We start from the raw sequence: 20681 nt of genomic DNA, 5'->3' as shown, positions 1-20681 counted from the left end.
GTCTGAGATGGATCACGTCCAGCTCGGCCGGAGCGGCCTGGCGGTGTCCCGGCCGGCCCTGGGCACGATGAACTTCGGGTCAGAGACGTCCGAACCGGACAGCCACGCGATCATGGATCGCGCACACAAGCACGGCGTCACCTTCTTCGACACCGCCGACGTCTATGCCGACGGCCGCACCGAGCAGATCATCGGCCGCTGGTTCGCCCAAGGGGACGGCAGGCGCGACAGGACCGTCCTGGCCACCAAGCTCCACCTCCCGACCGGGCGGTGGCCCAACGAGAGCCGCCTGTCCGCGCTGCACATCAGACGCGCGTGCGACGCCTCGCTCAGACGGCTGGGCACCGACACATCGACAGGACTACGCCGTGGGAGGAGATCTGGGAGGGTTTCGGCGTCCTACGACAGCAGGGCAAGGTGCTCTATTTCGGCTCGTCCAACTTCGCCGGCTGGCACCTGGCGCAGGCCCCAGGAGGCGGCACGGGCGCGACACGCGCTCGGGCCTGTCGCCGAGCAGTCCATCTACAACCTGATGAACCGCTGGATGGAGCTGGAGGTGCTGCCCGCGGCGCGGCACTACGGGCTGGGCCTGATCCCGTGGTCGCCGCCGAACAGCGGCGTCCTCGGCAGCGTCCTGCGCAAGCGCGAGCAGGGCGGCGCCTCCCGCGGGGCCTCGGGCCGGTCGGCCGCCGTCCTCGCCCGTCACCAGGAGACGATCGAGGCGTACGAGCGGCTCTGCGCCGATCTCGGCGAGGACCCCGCGAACGTCGGGCCGGCCTGGCTGCTCGCCCAGGGCGGAGTGACCGCGCCGATCGTCGGCCCCCGTACGGCCGCCCAGCTCGACGGCTCGCTCCGCGCTGCCGCGATCACCCTCGACGCAGGCACCCTGGCCAGGCTGGACGAGTTGTTCCCGCCGCCCGGCCCCGACGGCCCCAAACCCGCACCAGAAGCGTACGCCTGGTGACCTCTCCTTCTTTTCCCTGTGTGAAGTATGAAAGGCAATACTGTGTCCACTTCTGACGTGGTGTTCGGTTTCGGCGCGCATTCCGGTGTCGAGGACCTGCCCGAGCTGTTGCGCATGGTCCAGCAGGCCGACCGGGACGGGCTCGACCTCTTCTCGCTGTCCGACCACCCCTATCTCGGCGAGCGCCTGGACGCCTACGCCACGATCGGCTTCCTGCTGGGCGGCACGCGGCACATCGCCGGTCTGGCCAACGTCACCAACCTGCCGACCAGGCCCGCCCCTATGCTGGCCAGGACGGTGACGTCGTTGTCGGCGCTGTCGAACGGCCGCGTCGTGCTCGGCATGGGCGCGGGCGGGCTGTGGGACCGCATCGCCGACATGGGCGTGCCCCGGCAGACCCCCGGTGACGCCGTGGACGCCTTCGAGGAGGCGATCGTCCTGATCCGGAAGCTGTCGGGCGGCGGCGCGCCGGTCACCCACGAAGGACGCCACTACCGCGTACGCGAAATCGAGCCAGCCCCCGTGGCCGCGCCCCCGGTGTGGACCGGGTCGAACGGACCCAAATCCCTGGCCGCCACGGGCAGGGTCGCCGACGGCTGGATCCCCGGCCACGCGGCCGACTGGCGCAGCGACCGGTATCGCACCTCACGTCCCATCATCGACGAGGCGGCCGCCGCGGTGGGCCGCGACCCACGCGAGATCCGTACGATCTACAACTTCCCGGGACGCATCACCGACCGTCCGCTGCCCGCCACCCGCGACCACGACGGGCGCTGGATCGGCGGCTCCGTCGGGCAGTGGGTCGAGGAGCTGACCGAAGCGGTGCTGGAGCACGACGCCTCGGGCTTCGTCCTCTTCTCCGCCGGCCACGGCGCCACCGACCTCACCACGCTGGCCCGATGGACCCAGGAGATCGTGCCGTCCGTCCGCGAGGCGGTCGCGAAGTAGCGCGACGGGTCGCCGTCCACATGGACACGCGGACGAGCTGAGAGCCGCATGACACGCCGACGAACTGAGGGCCGGGCCGCGGCCGTGATCGTTAGCCCGACAGGCCGTGCAGTGCGGTGATGACGCCGCGGCCCACCGGGGTGGTGAAGTCACGCACCATGCTCGTGACGAAGCCCGCCACGGACGTCACCGTGCCACCCGCCGTTTCGATCTGACGGAAGGCCGCGCTCTCCGTACGCTCCGACATGCCGCCGCTCGCGTCAACCAGCACGATCACCTCGTAGCCATCGGCCAGGGCGTCCAGCGCGGTGTGCAGAACGACGATCTCCGAGGTCACGCCACAGAGGGCCAGCGTTTTGCGACCCTCGGCGGCGATCGCCTCGCGCCATGCGTGGTCGTCCCAGCAGCACGGTCCGCCGCGCACGAAGGGGGACGCCTCAGGAAGTTCGGCGATGACGCCAGGCCCACCGGGTCGGGGGGCGACCGACACGGTGAAGGGGATGTCCAGAGCCTGCGCGACCGTGCCGAGCACACCGGCCGACCGTCTGATGACCTCGGGGCTGTTCGTGCTGCTCAGGGCCACGATGCTGTCCTGCAGGTCGGCGAAGACGATCTGCACGCCGCGATGATCGATCATTATTCTCACCTAAAATCGTTCATGATCTGAATGATATGAGGACAGTAGCATGCCCCCCATGAACGATGCCAACGGAACTGTCCCTAAGCTTCCGACTCGGCGAGCTGGCTGGCGGGCTCGTGACGCCCTTCCCTGTCACCACGAAACCCATCAGGCCGCCATCGAACGACTCCCCACCTGGTCAGCCGTAGCTTCCGGACGTCTCGACCGAACACCTCGAACCCGTCCGGGCAGCATCGAACGGCTCCCCGACCCAGCAGGCCGCCCCTTCCTGCTCGGACCTGCAGAAGCCACGCCCTCCCAGAGAGCGTCCGCCGCAGGAAGCGCACCACCTGCGGCGACGGACGGTCACCCGCGATCCTGACGCTCTACAAACAGCGCAACGCTGCTGAGGAGTTGTGGAGCGGCCCGCAGGCCGGTGACTTGTCACGCCCGGCGGCGAGCCGATCTCCCGGCGCGAACGCCACGTCAACCAGACGAAGGAGCCACGGCCCACCTTCCGGCTCGACAAGACGACCGACACCCGTCCGAACGGCCCGCGCCAGCGAGAAGCGCAATGGCCCCAGCCCCCTCCGACCGGCCCGCCCGGAGAGACCAGGACGCCGCACGGGCTCCCCTGAAGGATGCGTGGGGAGTGGAGGTAGCTACGGCGAGCCAGCACAGGCCGAGCTGTGGCACCGGCGCACAGCCTATGCGGAGGTGACCCCTCCGGCCAGCGCATAGCTGACCAACGGCGTCGTGGCGGAAGACCAACCCGGCAACTCGCCATCACCCCCAGGGAATCGAACCCGCCCAGCAGCACCGCGACATCCCGTCCCGAAGATCAGCTCGCCACCAGGCTCAGACAGCCACCACCCCGCAACCATCCCCGTCCCGAACGTCAGCTCGCCATCAGTCGTGAAAAACACCGCCTCGTACCCCGCCACGAAGTTCAGCTCGCCACCAGGCACGAGAAGTCACCGCCTCGCGCCCCGCCAATGTCCCGCAGGTCAGCCCGCCACCAGGCGCGAACAGCGACCACCCCACCACCCGCCAACGTCCCCGTCCCGAAGGTCACCTCGCCACCAGGCGTGAAGAGGCACCGCCTCGCGCCCCGCCAACGTCCCGAGAGTCAGCCCACCACCAGGCGCGAGAAGGTACCGCCCGTGCCCCGCCAACGTCCCGAAAGTCAGCTCGCCACCGGGCGCGAGAAGGCACTGCCTCGTGCCCCGCCCATAACCTGACGACGGTCCCCGCAGCCCCATCCTCATCCCTTTCGGGCGGCTCACCGGTAGCGGTCTCCGCTCTCTTGCGTCCCGACAAGCTCCGGCTCCGATCGTCCCGGACCGGATCACTCACGGGCCACGGGGGACTACGGCCAGGCTGCCTTCGTGTTCGACGACTGCCAGGTCACCCGATCGATCGGTGCGGTAGATGGCGGTGCCGAGGCGGTGGAGGAGGGCGAGGGTCGATGTGGCCGGGTGGCCGTAGTCGTTGCCGGTGCCCACGCTGATCAGGGCGGCCCGTGCGCCCAGCGAGCCGAGGAAGGCCGGGGACTGACGATTCGAGCCGTGGTGCGGGGTCTTGAGGATGTCGGCGCGCAGGACGAGGTGGCGTGCGAGGTCGTCCTGCGCCTCGGTTTCCAGGTCTCCGGCGAGCAGGGCGGAACCGGCGCGCCAGCGTACGTGGATGACGACGCTGGAGTTGTTGATCACGCTGCCTTCGCCCTGCCCGTTCCCTCCGCCTGACGCCGCGTCAGGGGCGACGACGGTGAGCTCGGACGGGCCGAACCGCCATCGCGTGCCGGGTTCCGCGTTCCCCTCGGGAACCCGGTGTCGAGCCAGTACGGCCGAGATCCGCGCGCTGGACTGCACCGCCGTCGGCCGAGGGCTGACGATCACGGCTCCCACGCGTCGGTTCCTGAGGACGCCTGGCAGGCCGTCCACGTGGTCGGCGTGCGGATGGGTCAGGACGAGCAGGGGAACGTCCTCGACGCCGAGCCTGCGCAGGCATCGATCCATGACGACCGGGTCCGGGCCGGTGTCCACGACCACGCCTCGTCCAGGCCCGGCCGCCACCACCAGCCCGTCGCCCTGCCCCACGTCGCACATCACCATCAACCAACCCTTGGGCGGCCAAGCCCCCGTCAGCGGACGGATCACCAGTACGGCGACCAGAGCCGCTCCGGCCGTCAGCAGCGCCATCGTCCGCCAACGACGGTGTCTCAGCACCGGAATCGCGACCGCCACAGCGAGGGCGAGGAGCCCCAGACCAGGGAGGCCGCCCGGCCAGGGCAGGGTGAAGAGAGGAACGTTCACCGCCCAGCGAGCCACGGTGACGATCCAGCCCACCGCGTATCCGGCCGGGATGACCAGCATGCCGGCGGCGTCCGGCCAGATCGGGGCCACCAGGGCGGCGGCGAAACCGAGCAGGGTCGCGGGAGCAACGGCGGGGGCCACGAGCAGGTTGGCGGGCACCGCCACCAACGTCAACTGACCCGACATCAGCACCAGAACGGGCGTCACGGCCGCTTGCGCGGCAGCCGACACGGCCAGCGCCTCCGCCAGCCATCGCGGCAACCGGCACATCCTTGCGACGGCACGCCCTCGACCAGCCGACGCGTCTTCGGGGGACGAGGCCGCGCGGCAGTCGCCGGCCGCTTCGGATGCACTCGCCGCACGCCCTTGTTCGCTGGCGCGCTCCCCTTCCTTCACCGGTTTCCGGTCTGTCGTCGTGGGCGCTTCGGTGGCGTCGCGGTCGCCGGTCGCCGTCGGTGGTGGAGGGGAGAGTTTGTCGCGCCAGCGTGGAGCGAGGAGGAGGATGCCGGCGGTGGCCGCGACCGAGAGGGCGAAGCCGTACGAACGCGCCAGTTCCGGCGCGAACAGGACCAGCAAGAGGACGGTTGCCGAGAGGGCCGCGAGACCGTCCTTCGCCCGGCCGGTACCCAGGGCGAGGGCGGCGGCCAGGCCCATCAGCAGGGCACGCAGAACGCTCGGGGACGGCCTGGCCACCACGGTGAACGCGAGCATCGCGACAGCCGCGAAAACAGCTCTCAGCGGCAGGGAGAGGCCGACCAGGCGGGAGAGCGCCAGGGCGGCGCCTGCGACGATGGCGAGGTTTGCGCCGCTTACGGCGTTCAGGTGGCTCAGGCCCGCTTCCTTGAGGTCGGCGGCCACCTGAGGGTCGATGCGGGAGACGTCTCCGACGACCAGGCCGGGCAGCAGGCCGCGCTGGTCGGGCGGGAGAGGGTCGGAGGCTGTCCTGAGGCCGGTTCTGAGGGTGCCCGCCATGGTCTGCATGGACGAGGGCTGTGTCAGGACGCGGGGCTCGCCTCGTACCAGGAGGATGGCTGCCACCAGGTCGCCGGGCGTTGGTTGCGCCAGGCGGCCGGTGACCTGCAGGCGTTGGCTCGGCAGCAGGGCGCTCCAGGCGTTGCCACCGGCGAACACCGTGATGGGGACATCGACGGCTTGGCGTTCCGGTGGTGCGGATGACTGCGTCGGACCTCCGTCACTGCTTCCAGGGACGTCGGGACGGTTTCCCTCGGGTTGACCGGTAGTGGAGCTGCCTTTCTGCCACGCAGGCGACTCGATGATCTTGAGCGTGGCCGGTATCACGTAGCTCTCCCGGTTGAAGTGGCCGCTTCTGCGTGGCCTGCGTTTCGGGTCGTCGGACAGGACGATCTGGGCGGTCACGTTCGCGTTCCTGGCGGCGAGCTCGGCCACCGGGCCGGTCGTCAGCGCCTGGACGCGGAAGGCGACAGACGCGGAGGCCGCCGCCGCGCAGATAAGTGTCGCGAGCACGACATTCCGCAAGGCACCCCAAAGGGGCGACGTCCGCCCGGAGGAAACCCGCCCTGAGGAAGAGGGCGACGAACGTAGCGAACGGTGGCGGCTGAACGGCAGGTGCAGTGGAAAGGCAGACAGGACCGGTCTGAACGACGCAGGCAGGAACCTGCTGATCAGTGGACAGATGAAGGGCGAGCGGGTACGCCAGGCCAGGACGCCTGCGGCAAGGGCGATGATCGCGGCGGTCGTCATGCCCACAGTGGGCGACTGGCCAAGCATGATCAGGGCGCTTGCCCAGGCGGACAGCGCCGGGAGGACCAGTGTCCAGGAGCGCTTGTGCTCGCCGCCATCTGCGACGGCGGGGCGCAGAGAGTCGGTGGGGGCGGCACACAGAGCACCGGCGGTGGTGACTGAGCGCAGAGGATCGGTCGTAGCTGGGCGCATGGAGATGGCCGAACGGCCGGGGGGCGAGGGGTCGTTGGAGGGCGGCATGTCAGACGCGGACCTTCGGCTTGATTTCTTCATACTTTCTCGGGCCGATGCCGCTCACCTCGCGGAGCTGGTCCACGCTGGTGAAGCCGCCGTGGGTGGTGCGGAACTCGGCGATCCTGGCGGCCAGCACCTCTCCCACTCCCGGGAGTTCTTCGAGTTGGTCGGGGGTGGCGGCGTTGAGGTCGAGGATGGCCGTGGCGGGGTCCGAGCCGGGATATCCGGGAGGTACGGCGGCGACGACCGGAGAGGGGGCACCGACGATGATCTGCTCTCCGTCGATCAGGCGTCGGGCCAGGTTGAGGGGGCCCGTGGAGGCGCCGTGTTTGAGCCCGCCCGCCGCCGTCACCGCGTCCGTCACACGAGAGCCCTGCGGGAGCAGGTAGACGCCCGGCTTACGGACTTTGCCCGCTACCTGAACGGTCACCTTGGCGGCGGTGGGTGACGGGGACAGAGGGGTCGTCGCGGGTGGCGGCGGGAGGGGCTCAGGGGTGGGCTGGGAGCGCCAGACGAAGAAGACGGCGACCGCGACGGCCAGGGCACCGACGGCCACGAGCACACGCAGGCCGGGCTTGCTGAGGTCGATGGTGGCGGAGGGTTGGGCCGAGGTGATGGCGTCGCGGAACGCTTGGAAGGTCGGGGGCATGGGAGCGGGGCTGCCTGTGAGCCGCCGAGGGCTGTGTGGGGGCGGCTCTGTGGCGGCCTGAGGCTCGATCCCCCGCCCGCTCCGACGCCCGGCCCGACGCCCGGCTCCGGGGACGCTCTCCTCCGGCTCATCCAGTTGCTCTGCTTGGTGCAACCCCGGAGCACCCAGCGCTGGGGGCCCGGACGCAGGGGCCCCCAGCCAAGGAGACCCGGACGCAGGAGACGCGGTCACGGAAGAAACGGCCGCGGAAGAGGAGGGCGTGGAAGAAGCGGATGCGGAAGAAGTAGGCGCAGGAGGGGGTGGGGGTGCGTTGAGTCGGGAGGCCGGGAGGTTTGGGGCCTCGTCGCCGTAAGGATGTCTGGTGCGTCGTCCCGGACGTGACCTCCGGGCAGGGCTCGTGATCGACCGGAGCCTGGATTCGGCTATGGTCCGCTCTGCCGTCGGGTCCTGAGATCGCACGCCGACGACCCTAGGGATGCCACCCCCACCCCCGACCCACCGAACCGAGTTCTGGGGACAACGACCTCAAGAGACGAAACGGCTGTGGAAAACACTGCCCCGACCAGAGAAAAGCCGTCAAAAAAGACAAGCCCGGTCACCCCTCGTACGCCGTGACCGTCACCCCCAGCATCCCCGGCCCCACATGAGCCCCGATCACCGTCCCCACCTCCACCACCCGCACCTCACGAACCCCCGCCACCCGCTTGGTCAACCGCTCCCCCAACGCCTCGGCCCGCCCCCGAGCCCCCATGTGCTGCACCGCCACCCCGGCCCCGCCCAGCTCCACGGCCGCCTCCACCGCCAGGTCCTCCAGCCGCGCGATCGCCCGCCCCGACGTCCGCACCTTCTCCAGCAGGGAGATGCGCCCGTCCACGATGTGCAGCAGCGGTTTGATCATCAGGGCCGACCCGAACAACGACGTGGCGGCGCCGATGCGGCCGCTGCGTCTCAGGTACTCCAGGGTGTCCACGTAGAAGAAGGTCCGGGTGACGGCGGCGGTGCGGCGGGCGGCCTCGGCCACGTCGTCCAAGGAGGCTCCGGCGGCGGCCGAGCGCGCCGCCGCCAGCACGGGATAGCCCAGGCCCATCGCGATGGACCGGCTGTCGATCACCTGCACCGGCACCGGCGCGTCCTTGGCCGCCGCGAGGGCGGACTCGACGGTACCGGACAGTTCGCCGGACAGGTGGATGGAGACCACGCCCGTCGCTCCGGCGGCGGCCAGCTCGTCGTAGCAGGCCGCGAAGCGGGCGGGCGACGGACGCGAGGTGGTGGCGGTGGCCAGGTCGCCGGTGAAGGCGTCCTCGTCGCGCGGGAGGCCGCGGGCGACCACTTGTACCGGCACCACCGTCACACCGGACACGGCGGGCAGGTAAGCGGTGGAATCGGTGACAACGGCGACAGAGGGCGGCATATCCCGAGATTAGCCACCCGATCCCGGGTCCGGGGTTACTGGACCGGCGTCCCGCCCCGCCACACCCGGCGCGGCTTGAGCCCGAAGGACCAGGCGAAGGCGCCTTCGTGGTCGGCGTCCCACTGGACGATGTCGGCCAGCCGCCCGGGAGCCAGCACCCCGCGGTCGGGCGCCCCGAGGACGGTCGCGCCGCCCAGCGTGGCCGCGCGCAGCGCGTCGTTGACGCTCATGCCGAACGCCGACACCGCCATGGCGATGACCAGCGACATCGAGGTGATGCCGCAGTAGCCGGGGTTGTGGTCGCTGCCGAGGGCGATCTGCACGCCATGCTTGATCATCTGGCGGACCGGCGGCACGTGGCCGCGCTGCAGCGCCGTGGCCGGGCAGACCACCGCGGGCACGCCGTAGCGGGACATGATCGCGATGTCCTCGTCGGACATGTGGTGCAGGCCGTCGGCGGAGGCGCAGCCCAGCTCGGCGGCCAGCTGCACGGCGCCGCGCCGGCTGAACAGGCCGGCGTGGATGCGCGGGAGCAGCCCCACGTTGCGGCCCGAGGCGAGGACCCAGCGGGACTCCTCGGTGGTGAAGTGGCCCTCGTCGCAGTAGACGTCGACGCTGTCGGCGCCCGCCGCGGCCGCGTCGGCGCACCAGGCGCCCACGGCCTCGACGTATTCGCGCTGGCGGCCGAAGTACTCGGGAGGCACGACGTGCGCCGCGAGGAAGGTGACGTGCACCCGCGGCATCATCGGCTCCTTCTCCAGCTCGCGCAGGAGCCGCACGTCGGCCAGCTCGCCGTCGCGGGTGAGGTGGTAGCCGGTCTTGGCCTCGACGGTGGTGGTGCCGCTGAGCAGCCAGCTGCGCAGCCGCTCGCGCACGCCGTTGCACAACGTCCAGGGGTCGGTGCCGCGCGTCACGGTGACGGTGGAGCCGACGCCGCCGCCCGCCGCGGTGATCGAGGCCGCGCTGGAGCCGCCGGTGCGGATGGCCAGCTCGGCGTAGCGGTTGCCGGCGTAGACCGGATGCGTGTGGGCGTCGATGAGACCGGGCGTGACGAGCGCGCCGCCGAGGTTCTCCACGTGGTCGACGTCGACGATGTCGTCGACGACGCCGGGCACGCTCTGCGGGAGGTCGGGCGCCCGCCCGACCCAGGCGATGCGGTCGTTGTGCACGAGGATGGCCGCGTTGCTGAGGACCTCGTTACCCGTCCACAGGCGGCCGATGTTGGTCAAGAGCCGAACGGTCATCGCACCACCGCCCCCTGCAGGCGCAGCACCCAGCGCACGGCTTGTGCCGCGCCCACTGAGTCCGCTCCGGGTCCGGACGACATGGGGGGTCTCCTGCTCTCATCCGCGTGATGTTGTGCGGTGACCGTATCGCCGGAGACATGACCCGGCGATTTCAGTTCAGTTACGTTATTTCACAGCCGGGCTTGGTGTACAGGGTTATTCGGAAGAAAGACCACTCATCCCATCCGTCACCCAGCCACGCCTTGCCCCCCTGGCCCCCGCTGACGACTGCCGCGCTCAACGTCATCATCCGAAACCCAGAACCGAAACCAAAAAACCAGACCAACGTTAGGTCTGGCCATCCTAGCAACCCCAGGGTTCCGGGACCACTGCCCTATTTGGGCAGCTCTGCGCTACTTTGAGCGAGAGCTGCCCAGCCGTCCCGCTAAGAGACGCGTTCGACCGGCTTACCCACCCGCTCCAGCTCCTGGAACAGGCTCGGCAGCACGCGGGCGTGCAGGACGGTGCCGTCCTGGACGTGCTCGACGGAGAGCACCTCGCCCTCCTTGTGGGCCCGCGAGATCAGGTCGCCCCGGTCGTAGGGCACCAGCAGGTTGACCTCGTGGTCGAGGCGCGGCAGCCGCTCCTCGATGAGCCGCATGAGCTCGGGGACGCCCTTGCCGGTGCGCGCGGAGACCACGATGCTGTCGCGCTCGCGCCTGGCGATGCGGTCGAGCACCTCCTGGTCAGCCGCGTCGGCCTTGTTGATCACCACGACCTCGGGCACCTCGGAGGCGCCCTCGATGTCGGCGAACACCTCGCGGACGGCCGCGAGCTGACCCTCGGGGTCGGGGTGCGAGCCGTCGACGACGTGCAGGATCAGGTCGGCGTCGGCGACCTCCTCCAGCGTGGAACGGAACGCCTCGACGAGCTGGTGGGGCAGGTGGCGCACGAAGCCGACGGTGTCGGCGATCGTGAACAGCCGGCCCTCCGGCGTGCGGGCGCGGCGCACGGTCGGGTCGAGCGTGGCGAACAGCGCGTCCTCGACCAGCACGCCCGCACCGGTGATGCGGTTGAGCAGCGAGGACTTGCCCGCGTTGGTGTAGCCCGCGATGGCCACGGCCGGGACCTCGCGCCGCTGGCGCCGGTGGCGCATGGTCTCGCGCGAGGTGGACATGCCGCTGATCTGGCGGCGCAGCTTGGACATGCGCTCGCGGATGCGGCGCCGGTCGAGCTCGATCTTGGTCTCACCGGGGCCGCGGCCGCCGATGCCCACGCCGCCCGCGGCGCGACCGCCGACCTGGCGGGACAGGTTGCCGCCCCAGCCTCGCAGGCGCGGCAGCAGGTACTGCAACTGCGCCAGCTCGACCTGGGCCTTGCCCTCACGGCTCTTGGCGTGCTGGGCGAAGATGTCGAGGATCAGCGCCGTACGGTCGATGACCTTGACCTTGACCGTCTCCTCGAGCTGGCGGAGCTGGCCGGGGGTCAGCTCGCCGTCGCAGATCACGGTGTCGGCGCCGGTCGACTCGACCACGTCGCGCAGCTCCAGGGCCTTGCCCGAGCCGATGTAGGTGGCCGGGTCGGGCTTCTGGCGCCGCTGGATGAGGCCTTCGAGCACCTCGGACCCGGCGGTCTCGGCCAGGAGCTTGAGCTCCAGCAGGGAGTTCTCGGCGTCTTCGGCGGTTCCGGAGGTCCAGACGCCGACGAGGACGACCCGCTCGAGCCGCAGCTGCCGGTACTCGACCTCGGAGACATCCTGGAGTTCGGTGGAGAGGCCCGCCACGCGGCGCAGCGCCTGGCGCTCCTCGAGGTCCATGTCGCCGGTCTCGAACTCGTCGAGCGCGGTGTATTCGTGCATTCGTGTCATCTCTATGAGGGAACGTCTGGACACCTCGGTGTCTTCCCACGATGGTGGCACGACATCCCCGGCGTCATCACCTGGTTATCCCGCCGAGAGCGTCACGTCACCGGAACCGGCGGTCAGCGAGATCTTGCGGGGGGAGCTCGGGTCGGACTTGATCGAGACGGCGGCGTCGCCGGAGCCCACGTCGGTCTTGATGTCGTAGGCCCCCGTGGGCACCTTCAGGACGACGTCGCCCGAGCCGGCCTCCAGCTCCGCGCTGTCCGGCGCGGTGGCGTACTTGAGCTCGACGTTGCCCGACCCGGCCTGGACGTACACCTTCTTGCCGGTCATGCCGGAGCCTTCGAGGTCGCCTGAGTCGAGTTTCGCGTCGAGCTGACCGCTCAGCGCCCGCAAGGTGATGTCACCCGAGTCGCTGTCGAGGTCGACGGCCAGCCCCTTGGGGATCTCGATCTTGTAGTCGACGCTGCAGCTCCCCCAGTTGGACGGGCAGTCGTACGTCACGAAGAGCGCCTGGCCCTCGACCTTGTGCTGCGGCTTGGGCTTGTCGTCGCCCCGCCAGCGCAACGTCTCGACCACCCGGACGGCGGTGCCGTCGGTCTCGGTGATCACCGTGTCGCCCGCGTCGCTCTTGACCTGCAGCTTGGAAACCTTGTCCGTCACCTGGTAGGACACGGTGTCCTGGTTCGTGGAACCGCCGAAGCTCTCGACCCGGCAACCCGTCAGCACCAGCGCGGCGGCCAGCAGCCCGCCCGCCACAGCAATCGTCTTCATGCCCCCGATCCTTTCGCGGGCATGACCCCCTCCGCATCGGGGATGCCCCCGAAGACGTCCCAGGGGTACCCCAGCCTTTGACCCGGGAACCCTGGGCGGAGTAGCTTCACTTCCACAATCCAGAATCAGTTTTCCACTCTACGGAAAAGAGGGGGACATGGAGATCACCGGCCCGATGCTCGAACGGTTCGACGAGATCCTCACGCCGGAGGCGCTCGGCTTCGTGGCGGCTCTCCAGCGGGAGTTCGGCGCCAGGCGGCTGGAGCTGCTCGAAGCCCGTCAGGCCCGTCAGGCGGAGCTGTCGGCCGGCGGGACGCTCGACTTCCTGCCGGAGACCAAGGAGGTCAGGGAGGGCGACTGGCAGGTCGCGCCGCCGGCCCCGGGCCTGGAGGACCGCCGCGTCGAGATCACCGGGCCGGTCGACAGGAAGATGACCATCAACGCGCTCAACTCCGGCGCCAAGGTGTGGCTGGCCGACTTCGAGGACGCCAACTCGCCCCTGTGGGAGAACTGCGTGTCCGGGCAGCTCAACCTGCGCGAGGCGCTCGACCGGGCGATCGACTTCGAGACCGGCGGCAAGACGTACGCGCTGCGGCCCGACGACGAGCTGGCCACGATCGTGGTGCGCCCGCGCGGCTGGCACCTGGACGAGAAGCACGCCCAGGTGGACGGGCGGCCGGTCTCGGCGTCGCTGTTCGACTTCGGGCTCTACTTCTTCCACTGCGCGCAGCGCCAGCTCGACAAGGGCAAGGGCCCCTACTTCTACCTGCCGAAGATGGAGTCGCACCTGGAGGCGCGGCTCTGGAACGACGTGTTCACCCGGGCCCAGGAGCTCCTGGGCATCCCGTACGGCACCATCAGGGCGACCGTGCTGATCGAGACCTATCCGGCGGCGTTCGAGATGGAGGAGATCCTCCACGAGCTGCGCGACCACTCGGCCGGGCTCAACGCGGGCCGGTGGGACTACCTGTTCAGCGTGATCAAGAAGTTCCGCACGCGGGGCCGGGAGTTCCTGCTGCCCGAGCGGAACGCGGTGACGATGACCGCGCCGTTCATGCGGGCCTACACCGAGCTGCTGGTGCGCACGTGTCACAAGCGAGGCGCGCACGCCATCGGCGGGATGGCGGCGTTCATCCCCTCCCGGCGCGACCCCGAGGTCAACGCGGTGGCGCTGGAGAAGGTGCGGGCGGACAAGACGCGCGAGTCGGGCGACGGGTTCGACGGCTCCTGGGTGGCCCACCCCGACCTCGTGCCGGTGTGCCGCGAGGTGTTCGACGGCGTCCTGGGGGCGCGGCCCAACCAGCTCGACCGGCTGCGCGAGGACGTCCGCGTCTCGGCCGCCGACCTGCTGTCGGTCTCCGAGACGCCCGGCGAGATCACCGAGACGGGCCTGCGCAACAACGTCGACGTGGCCCTGCGCTACCTGGCCGCCTGGATGGGCGGGCTCGGCGCGGTCGCGATCCACAACCTCATGGAGGACGCCGCGACGGCCGAGATCTCCCGTTCGCAGATCTGGCAGTGGATCCACAACGACATCACGCTGGCCGACACCGGTGAGCAGGTGACCAAGGAGCTGGTCGAGCGGATCATCGCCGAGGAGCTGGCCCGCATCTCGGCCGAGCCGGGCTACGACGAGCGGCTGTTCGGGCAGGCGACGGCGCTGTTCAAGCAGGTGGCGCTGGACGACGACTTCGCCGAGTTCCTGACGCTGCCGGCGTACGCCCAAATGCCGTAGATGTTGAAATTTCTGCTTATGTCCGGCGCGCCAGCGCCGGACATAAGCGGACCCCCCGAAACCCACCCCAACCTGCCTCCGAAAACTGGCCAGACCGGTGCGAACAGTCGCACACTAGAGGTGACGGATCTGGAGAGTGACTGGTGCTCGACACGCTGACGGCGGCGCTGCGCTCGCTGCTGCCTCCCGACTCGGTGATCACCGATCCGGTACGCCTGCGCACCTACGAGTGCGACGGGCTGACCAGCCACCGGGCGACGCCGGGCGTGGTCGTGCTGCCCGCGACGGCCGAGCAGGTCGCCCGGATCGTCCGGATGTGCAATGACTTCGGGGTGCCGTTCGTGGCCAGGGGGTCGGGCACGGGCCTGTCCGGCGGCGCGCTCCCCCGCGAGGACGGCGTGCTCATCGTCACCTCGAAGATGCGCCGGATCCTGGAGATCGACCTGCCCGACCGCAGGGCCGTCGTCGAGCCGGGCGTGACGAACCTGGCGATCACCGAGGCCGTGCGCGACGCGGGCTACTACTACGCCCCCGACCCCTCCAGCCAGCAGGTCTGCTCGATCGGCGGCAACATGGCGGAGAACTCCGGCGGCGCCCACTGCCTCAAGTACGGCTTCACCGTCAACCACGTCGAGGCGTGCGAGATCGTCACCCCCGACGGCGACCTGGTCGTCCTCGACCGCATGGACCCGGGCTACGACCTGCTCGGCGCGTTCGTCGGCTCGGAGGGCACGCTGGGCATCGCCACCAGGATCACCGTACGGCTGAGCCGGGCGCCGGAGGCGGTGACCACGGTGCTGGCCGCGTTCGGGGACATCGAGCAGGGCGGCCGGGCGGTGTCGGCGATCATCGGGGCGGGCATCGTGCCGGCCGCGATCGAGATGATGGACGCGCTGGCCATCGAGGCCGCCGAGGCGGCGGTCGCCTGCTCCTACCCGCAGGGGGCGGGCGCGGTGCTGATCGTGGAGCTGGACGGGCCGCGGGAGTCGGTCGAGCGGGAGTTCGCGCGGCTGACGGAGATCTGCTCGGACGCCTTCGAGCTGCGCGTGGCGGCCGGTCCGGAGGAGCGCGCGGCCATCTGGAAGGGCCGCAAGTCGGCCTTCGCGGCGGTCGGCCGGATCAGCCCGGCCTACATCGTCCAGGACGGCGTCGTGCCGCGCACGTCGCTGCCCGGCGTGCTCGCGGCCATCGACCGGCTCTCGCGCGAGCACGGCATCAGGGTGGCCAACGTCTTCCACGCCGGCGACGGCAACCTGCACCCGCTGGTGCTGTTCGACGACGCCGAGCCGGGCGCGGGCGAGCGGGCCGAGGCGGTCTCCGGCGCGATCCTCGACCTGTGCGTCGAGCACGGCGGCTCGATCACCGGCGAGCACGGCGTCGGGGTGGACAAGGCCCGCTACATGCCGAAGATGTTCACCGGCGCCGATCTGGACACCATGCAGCTCCTCCGGTGCGCGTTCGACCCGGGCGGCCTGTCCAACCCTGGCAAGGTGTTCCCCACGCCGCGCTTGTGCGGCGAGGTTCCGGGCGTGCGCAAGGGCGCGCACCCGCTGGTCGAGTCGGGCAGGGCGGAGCAGTTCTGATGGCGGATCCGTTCGCGGGCACCGGCGTGCCGGTCAGGGCGGCCGGGCCCGGAGACCCGGCGCACCGGTGGGGCGCCCGGTGGGTGGCGGTGCCGGAGAGCGTCGAGGAGGTCGCCGCCGTGCTGCGCGCGTGCGCCGCGGCCGACCTGGCGGTGGTGCCTTCGGGAGGCGGCACGAAGCTGCACTGGGGTCCGCCGCCGGAGCGGTGCGACGTGCTGCTCGGCCTGTCCCGCCTGGACGCGGTCCTGGAGCACGCGGCGGGCGACCTGGTGGTGCGCGCGCAGGCCGGCGTGCGCACGGCGGCGCTGGCGGCGGCGCTCGCGGCGCGCGGGCAGGAGCTGGCGCTCGACGTGCCGTTCGCCGGGGAGGCGACCGTCGGGGGCGCCCTGGCCACCGCCCTGCCCGGCCCCCGCGCCTTCCGCTACGGCACCGCCCGCGACCTGCTCATCGGCGTCACGGTGGTGCTGGCCGACGGCACGGTCGCCCGGTCGGGCGGCAAGGTGGTCAAGAACGTCGCGGGCTACGACCTCGGCAAGCTGTTCACCGGCTCGTACGGCACCCTCGGGGTGATCGTCGAGGCCACGTTCCGGCTGCATCCGCTGCCCGGCGAGCGGCGCTGGGTGGTCGCCGGGACGACCGCGGACGACGTGCCGGGCGTCGCGGCGGCGCTGGCGGCCGCGCAGGCCGAGCCGAGCGCGGTCGAGGTGGACCGCCCGGAGCCGGGCGGGCCGGTGACGCTGGCGGTGCTGGTGGAGGGCACGGCCGCGCGGGCCCGCGCCGAGGCGCTGCGCGACCTGGTCGGCGGCGGGGCGGTGACCGGCGAGCCGCCGTCCTGGTGGGGGGTCGTCCCGCGGGGTGAGGTGCTGGTCGAGGTGCGTTTCCCGCCTTCGGCGGCCGGCGCTGTGCTGCGGGCGGCAGAAGGGTGCGGCCTGTCGCTGCGCGGGTCGGTGGTCGCCGGCCGGGTGCTGCTGGAGCCCGTCGTCCCCGTCGCCGGGGACGCGCTGCCGGGCCTGGTGAGCGGGCTGCGGGAGCGGGTCGAGGCCGCCGGCGGCCGGGTGAACGTGCTGGCCGCGCCGGACGCCGGGGTCGACAGGTGGGGGCGGGTGAGCGCGCTGCCGTTGATGCGGCGGGTCAAGGAACGGTTCGACCCCGGGCGCAGGATGTCGCCCGGACGGCTGGCGGGAGGGCTGTGACCATGGACCCGGAGCTGATCGGCGACTGCGTGCACTGCGGGTTCTGCCTGCCGACGTGCCCGACGTACGCGTTGTGGGGCGAGGAGATGGACTCGCCGCGCGGGCGGATCCACCTGATGAAGCAGCACGTCGAGGGCGTACCGGTCACCCCGGAGATGGCCGGGCACTTCGACGCCTGCCTGGGCTGCATGGCGTGCGTCACGGCGTGCCCGTCGGGCGTGCGCTACGACCGGCTGATCGAGCAGACCCGCGCCGAGGTCGAGCGCACGCACGTGCGCGAGCCGCGGGAGCGGGCGGTGCGCGAGATCGTGTTCAGCCTGTTCCCCTACCCGCGCAGGCTGCGGCTGCTGCGGCCGACGATGGGGCTGGCCGGGCGGATGGCGCCGTTCCTGACCCGCGCCCATCCGAGCCTGGGCGCCATGGCCGCGCTCGCGCCGCGCGTGGAGCACCGGCAGCGCCTGCCCCGCCTGGTCAGGGCCAGGGGCGGGCGCAGGGCCGTGGTCGGGATGCTCACCGGGTGCGTGCAGGGCGAGTTCTTCCCGCAGGTGAACGCGGCCACCGCGCGGGTGCTGGCGCTGGAGGGCTGCGACGTGCTGATCCCGGCCGGGCAGGGGTGTTGCGGGGCGCTCAGCGTGCACGCCGGGCGCGCCGATCAGGCCCGGCGGCTGGCGCGCCGGACGGTCAGGGCGTTCCGGAGGGCGGGGGTCGAGACGGTCGTGGTGAACGCGGCCGGCTGCGGCTCGGTCATGAAGGAGTACGGCGAGCTGTTCGGCGCCGATCCCGGGTTCCGGGTGCGGGACCTGTCGGAGTTCCTGGCCGAGCTGGGCCCGGCGGCCAGGCGGCATCCGCTGCCGCTCACCGTCGCCTACCACGACGCCTGTCACCTGGCCCACGCCCAGGGCGTCCGGGCGCAGCCGCGCGAGCTGCTGCGCGGCATTCCCGGCCTTGAGCTGCGGGAGGTCCCCGAGTCGGCGATCTGCTGCGGTTCGGCGGGGACGTACAACATCCTGCAACCGGAGGCGGCCCGCGATCTCGGCGACCGCAAGGCCGGGGCGGTCGCCTCGACCGGGGCCGAGCTGCTGGTCTCGGCCAATCCTGGATGCACGATGCAGATCGCCGCGGCCATGCGCCGGGCCGGGAAGGAGATCAGGGTGGCCCACACCGCCGAAGTGCTGGACGCCTCCCTGCGCGGGGTGTCGCTGTGAGCGTGCAGTCGGTCGAGCGGGCGCTCGACGTGCTGGAGGCGCTGGCCGAGCACGGCGGCGAGGCCGGGCTGTCGGAGATCGCGGCGCGGACGGGCCTGCCGTACGGGACCATCCACCGGCTGCTGCAGACGCTGCTCGCCCGCGGCTACGTGCGCCAGGAGTCCGACCGCCGGTACGCGCTGGGCGGCGGGCTGGTCCGCCTGGGCGGCATCGCGGAGAGCATGGTGGGGGTGTGGGCGCAGCCGTACCTGACGCGGATGGTGGAGCTGTCCGGCGAGACGGCGAACCTGGCGGTGCTGGAAGGCGACTTCGTCGTCTACGTGGCGCAGGTGCCCTCGCCGCGCAGGCTGCGCATGTTCGCCGAGGTCGGACGGCGGGTGCTGCCGCACAGCACGGCCGTGGGCAAGGCGCTGCTGGCCGGGCGGGCGGCCGCCGAGGCGATGGCGGTGTTCGAGCGTACGGGCATGCCGCGGCGCACCCCGAACACGATCACCGACGCGGCCGGCATGCTGGCCGAGCTCGGCCGGGTCAAGGAGCGCGGCTACGCGATGGACCTGGGCGAGGAGGAGCTGGGCGTCCACTGCCTGGCGGTGCCCGTCCGGGACGGCGAGCGCGTGGTGGCCGCGATGTCGGTGTCGGGGCCGGCCGAGCGCATCGACGCCCTCGACCGCGACGAGCTGGCCGAGGGCATGCGGAGGATCGCCTCCGACTTCGGCCGCGAGCTGGCCCCGGCCTCGTCGAAGTAGCGCCTGCCGTCCGGCTCCGGCGGCTATTCTGTTGCGCTGTGAGCAACAGTACGACGGTTCAGTCCGTCGACCGGGCCATCGCGATCCTGGAGATCCTGGCCCGCGAGGGCGCCACCCGGGTGACTGACCTCGCGGTCGAGCTCGACGTGCACAAGTCCACCGCGTTCCGGCTGCTGGCCGCCCTGGAGCAGGGCGGGCTGGTGGAGCAGAGCGGCGACCGGGGGCGCTACCGGCTGGGGTTCGGCGTCGTACGGCTGGCCGGCGCCGCCACGGCCCAGCTCGACCTGTCCAGGGAGGGCCGCGAGGTGTGCCTGCGGCTGGCCGAGGCGGTCGGCGAGACCGTCAACATCGCGGTCCCCCAGGACGGCGACACGGTCAACATCAGCCAGGTGCGCGGCCCGGCGGCGATCAGCGGCCACAACTGGGTCGGCCAGCGCACCCCGTCGCACGCCACCTCCAGCGGCAAGGTGCTGCTCGCCTTCGGCGCCCTGCGCCTGGCCGGCGAGCTGGAGCGCTACACCCCCCGCACCGTCACCTCCGCCGCCGGCCTGGGCCTGGAGGAGATCAGGCGGCGCGGGTGGGCGGCCACGGTGGAGGAGCTGGAGATCGGGCTGAACGCGGTGGCGGCGCCGATCAGGGGGGCCGACGGCTCGGTGGTGGCCGCGGTCAGCGCGTCGGGGCCGTCCTACCGGCTCACGCCCGAGCGGCTGCCCGAGGTCGGCGAGCTGCTGGCCGCGGGCGCGAGGGAGATAAGCCAGCGCATCGGCTATTACCGTTGAGACCATGTGCAGAAGCATCAAGACCTTGCGGCCGCCGTACGCCGAGAGCGTGACCGAGGACGACGTGCGGGCCGCCGCCCTCCAGTACGTCAGGAAGATCTCCGGGTTCCGCGCCCCCGCGGCCCACAACGCCGAGGCGTTCGACCGGGCCGTGGAGGCGATCACCAGGGCCTCCGAGGAGTTGCTGGGGGCGCTGGAGGTTCGCGGAGGCCGCTGACCCGTCCGCGCCGCCGGGCCGGTCAGCGGGTGGCGGGGCCGTCGGGGGTGCAGAAGATCTTGAGTTCGACCTCCTCGCCGTCCTCCGGCTCGAACTCGACCTTCGCCTCGCGGGCCGGGCCGGGCTGGACGCCGTCCACCGAGTAGCCCTGGGCGGGGCTCCAGGAGCGCAGGGTGACCAGGCCGCCGGAGCAGGAGGCGATCACCGTGCCGGCCTCGGTGCGCATGAGCCGGTCCTGGGCGCGGGCGGACGTCCGCGGCATGGGCGTGGCGGCGCGCGCGGTGGCGGTGGAGAGCGCGGCGCGCACCTCCGCGCCGCTGAGCACGCGGCTGGACGGGCCGGTCACCCCGGTTCCGAGCAGCCCGAGCACGGCCACGGCCGCCCCGGTCGCGGCGGCCGCGGTGACGGCCCAGGCCAGCACGAGACGCTTCACGCCTTCACCCTCCCCCACGTACGGCTAAGCGCAGGTTAAGGCGACGCTAACGATGCTCGGTGCATCA

17 protein-coding genes are annotated in these 20681 nt (G+C 71.6%); 9 read left to right on the top strand and 8 right to left on the bottom strand.

The annotated features are described in order from the left end of the window. Nucleotides 1–7 precede the first annotated feature (7 nt). Together ACIBST_RS26835 and ACIBST_RS26830 are read left to right on the top strand one after the other, a co-directional pair. Nucleotides 8–964, top strand: coding sequence for an aldo/keto reductase (locus ACIBST_RS26835; protein WP_397175531.1), 957 nt, complete (start codon nucleotides 8–10; stop codon nucleotides 962–964). 42 nt (nucleotides 965–1006) lie between these two features. After that, nucleotides 1007–1912, top strand: coding sequence for an LLM class flavin-dependent oxidoreductase (locus ACIBST_RS26830; RefSeq protein ID WP_397175529.1), 906 nt, complete (start codon nucleotides 1007–1009; stop codon nucleotides 1910–1912). Between the two features lie 91 nt (nucleotides 1913–2003). Here the strand turns inward: ACIBST_RS26830 and ACIBST_RS26825 are convergent, their stop codons facing one another. From ACIBST_RS26825 to ACIBST_RS26795, 7 genes are all read right to left on the bottom strand, one after another. Continuing rightward, nucleotides 2004–2549 (bottom strand): isochorismatase family protein, encoded by a 546-nt coding sequence (locus tag ACIBST_RS26825; RefSeq protein WP_397175527.1) that lies wholly within the window; start codon nucleotides 2547–2549, stop codon nucleotides 2004–2006. Between the two features lie 1334 nt (nucleotides 2550–3883). Further along, nucleotides 3884–6568 (bottom strand): ComEC/Rec2 family competence protein, encoded by a 2685-nt coding sequence (locus tag ACIBST_RS26820; RefSeq protein WP_397175525.1) that lies wholly within the window; start codon nucleotides 6566–6568, stop codon nucleotides 3884–3886. A gap of 241 nt (nucleotides 6569–6809) precedes the next feature. Continuing rightward, entirely contained in the window at nucleotides 6810–7451 is a 642-nt protein-coding gene (locus ACIBST_RS26815; protein WP_397175524.1) for a helix-hairpin-helix domain-containing protein, read from the bottom strand. 595 nt (nucleotides 7452–8046) lie between these two features. Further along, nucleotides 8047–8862, bottom strand: coding sequence for a DegV family protein (locus ACIBST_RS26810; RefSeq protein ID WP_397175522.1), 816 nt, complete (start codon nucleotides 8860–8862; stop codon nucleotides 8047–8049). 35 nt (nucleotides 8863–8897) lie between these two features. After that, nucleotides 8898–10106, bottom strand: coding sequence for an imidazolonepropionase (hutI, locus tag ACIBST_RS26805; protein WP_125633626.1), 1209 nt, complete (start codon nucleotides 10104–10106; stop codon nucleotides 8898–8900). A gap of 427 nt (nucleotides 10107–10533) precedes the next feature. Beyond that, the gene (gene hflX, locus ACIBST_RS26800) at nucleotides 10534–11946 is read right to left on the bottom strand and encodes a GTPase HflX (protein WP_397176057.1); all 1413 of its coding nucleotides are present in this window, start codon (nucleotides 11944–11946) and stop codon (nucleotides 10534–10536) included. An 84-nt stretch (nucleotides 11947–12030) separates the two neighbouring features. Continuing rightward, nucleotides 12031–12723: a DUF4097 family beta strand repeat-containing protein gene (locus tag ACIBST_RS26795; protein WP_397175521.1), complete on the bottom strand. Its 693-nt coding sequence runs from the start codon at nucleotides 12721–12723 to the stop codon at nucleotides 12031–12033. Nucleotides 12724–12880: 157 nt separating this feature from the next. On the opposite strand from ACIBST_RS26795, the gene aceB reads away from it, so the two are divergent. The 7 genes from aceB (at nucleotide 12881) to ACIBST_RS26760 (ending at nucleotide 20181) form a co-directional block, all read left to right on the top strand. Next, complete coding sequence (gene aceB, locus ACIBST_RS26790) at nucleotides 12881–14458, top strand: malate synthase A (protein ID WP_397175519.1); 1578 nt, start codon at nucleotides 12881–12883, stop codon at nucleotides 14456–14458. 143 nt (nucleotides 14459–14601) lie between these two features. Further along, nucleotides 14602–16041, top strand: a complete 1440-nt coding sequence (locus ACIBST_RS26785) for an FAD-linked oxidase C-terminal domain-containing protein (protein ID WP_397175517.1) — start codon at nucleotides 14602–14604, stop codon at nucleotides 16039–16041. Further along, a complete protein-coding gene (locus tag ACIBST_RS26780) occupies nucleotides 16041–17234 on the top strand; it encodes an FAD-binding oxidoreductase (protein WP_397175516.1) in 1194 nt (397 codons plus the stop codon). The genes ACIBST_RS26785 and ACIBST_RS26780 overlap by 1 nt, the downstream gene beginning before the upstream one ends. A 2-nt stretch (nucleotides 17235–17236) precedes the next feature. Then, nucleotides 17237–18439 (top strand): (Fe-S)-binding protein, encoded by a 1203-nt coding sequence (locus ACIBST_RS26775; protein ID WP_397176055.1) that lies wholly within the window; start codon nucleotides 17237–17239, stop codon nucleotides 18437–18439. 2 nt (nucleotides 18440–18441) lie between these two features. Then, nucleotides 18442–19185: an IclR family transcriptional regulator gene (locus ACIBST_RS26770; protein WP_397176054.1), complete on the top strand. Its 744-nt coding sequence runs from the start codon at nucleotides 18442–18444 to the stop codon at nucleotides 19183–19185. Between the two features lie 38 nt (nucleotides 19186–19223). Next, nucleotides 19224–19964, top strand: a complete 741-nt coding sequence (locus tag ACIBST_RS26765; RefSeq protein WP_397175515.1) for an IclR family transcriptional regulator — start codon at nucleotides 19224–19226, stop codon at nucleotides 19962–19964. Between the two features lie 4 nt (nucleotides 19965–19968). Next, nucleotides 19969–20181, top strand: coding sequence for a DUF2277 domain-containing protein (locus ACIBST_RS26760; protein WP_352322770.1), 213 nt, complete (start codon nucleotides 19969–19971; stop codon nucleotides 20179–20181). Nucleotides 20182–20203: 22 nt separating this feature from the next. On the opposite strand, the gene ACIBST_RS26755 is transcribed toward ACIBST_RS26760, so the two are convergent. After that, the gene (locus ACIBST_RS26755; protein WP_397175513.1) at nucleotides 20204–20614 is read right to left on the bottom strand and encodes a hypothetical protein; all 411 of its coding nucleotides are present in this window, start codon (nucleotides 20612–20614) and stop codon (nucleotides 20204–20206) included. Nucleotides 20615–20681 lie beyond the last annotated feature (67 nt).

The organism is Nonomuraea sp. NPDC049684, assembly GCF_044465345.1.
Classification (GTDB): Bacteria; Actinomycetota; Actinomycetes; order Streptosporangiales; family Streptosporangiaceae; genus Nonomuraea.
The sequence above is the reverse complement of the archived record's forward strand: the minus strand, read 5'-3'. Positions and strand labels throughout refer to the sequence as shown.

What these genes read in the sequence shown, in the direction of transcription:
- ACIBST_RS26825 (WP_397175527.1), bottom strand. Translation starts at nt 2,549, where the DNA reads ATGATCGATCATCGCGGCGTGCAGATCGTCTTCGCCGACCTGCAGGAC.
- hutI (WP_125633626.1), bottom strand. Translation starts at nt 10,106, where the DNA reads ATGACCGTTCGGCTCTTGACCAACATCGGCCGCCTGTGGACGGGTAAC.
- ACIBST_RS26810 (WP_397175522.1), bottom strand. Translation starts at nt 8,862, where the DNA reads ATGCCGCCCTCTGTCGCCGTTGTCACCGATTCCACCGCTTACCTGCCC.
- ACIBST_RS26760 (WP_352322770.1), top strand. Translation starts at nt 19,969, where the DNA reads ATGTGCAGAAGCATCAAGACCTTGCGGCCGCCGTACGCCGAGAGCGTG.
- ACIBST_RS26795 (WP_397175521.1), bottom strand. Translation starts at nt 12,723, where the DNA reads ATGAAGACGATTGCTGTGGCGGGCGGGCTGCTGGCCGCCGCGCTGGTG.
- ACIBST_RS26775 (WP_397176055.1), top strand. Translation starts at nt 17,237, where the DNA reads ATGGACCCGGAGCTGATCGGCGACTGCGTGCACTGCGGGTTCTGCCTG.
- ACIBST_RS26820 (WP_397175525.1), bottom strand. Translation starts at nt 6,568, where the DNA reads ATGACGACCGCCGCGATCATCGCCCTTGCCGCAGGCGTCCTGGCCTGG.
- ACIBST_RS26835 (WP_397175531.1), top strand. Translation starts at nt 8, where the DNA reads ATGGATCACGTCCAGCTCGGCCGGAGCGGCCTGGCGGTGTCCCGGCCG.
- hflX (WP_397176057.1), bottom strand. Translation starts at nt 11,946, where the DNA reads ATGCACGAATACACCGCGCTCGACGAGTTCGAGACCGGCGACATGGAC.
- aceB (WP_397175519.1), top strand. Translation starts at nt 12,881, where the DNA reads ATGGAGATCACCGGCCCGATGCTCGAACGGTTCGACGAGATCCTCACG.
- ACIBST_RS26815 (WP_397175524.1), bottom strand. Translation starts at nt 7,451, where the DNA reads ATGCCCCCGACCTTCCAAGCGTTCCGCGACGCCATCACCTCGGCCCAA.
- ACIBST_RS26780 (WP_397175516.1), top strand. Translation starts at nt 16,041, where the DNA reads ATGGCGGATCCGTTCGCGGGCACCGGCGTGCCGGTCAGGGCGGCCGGG.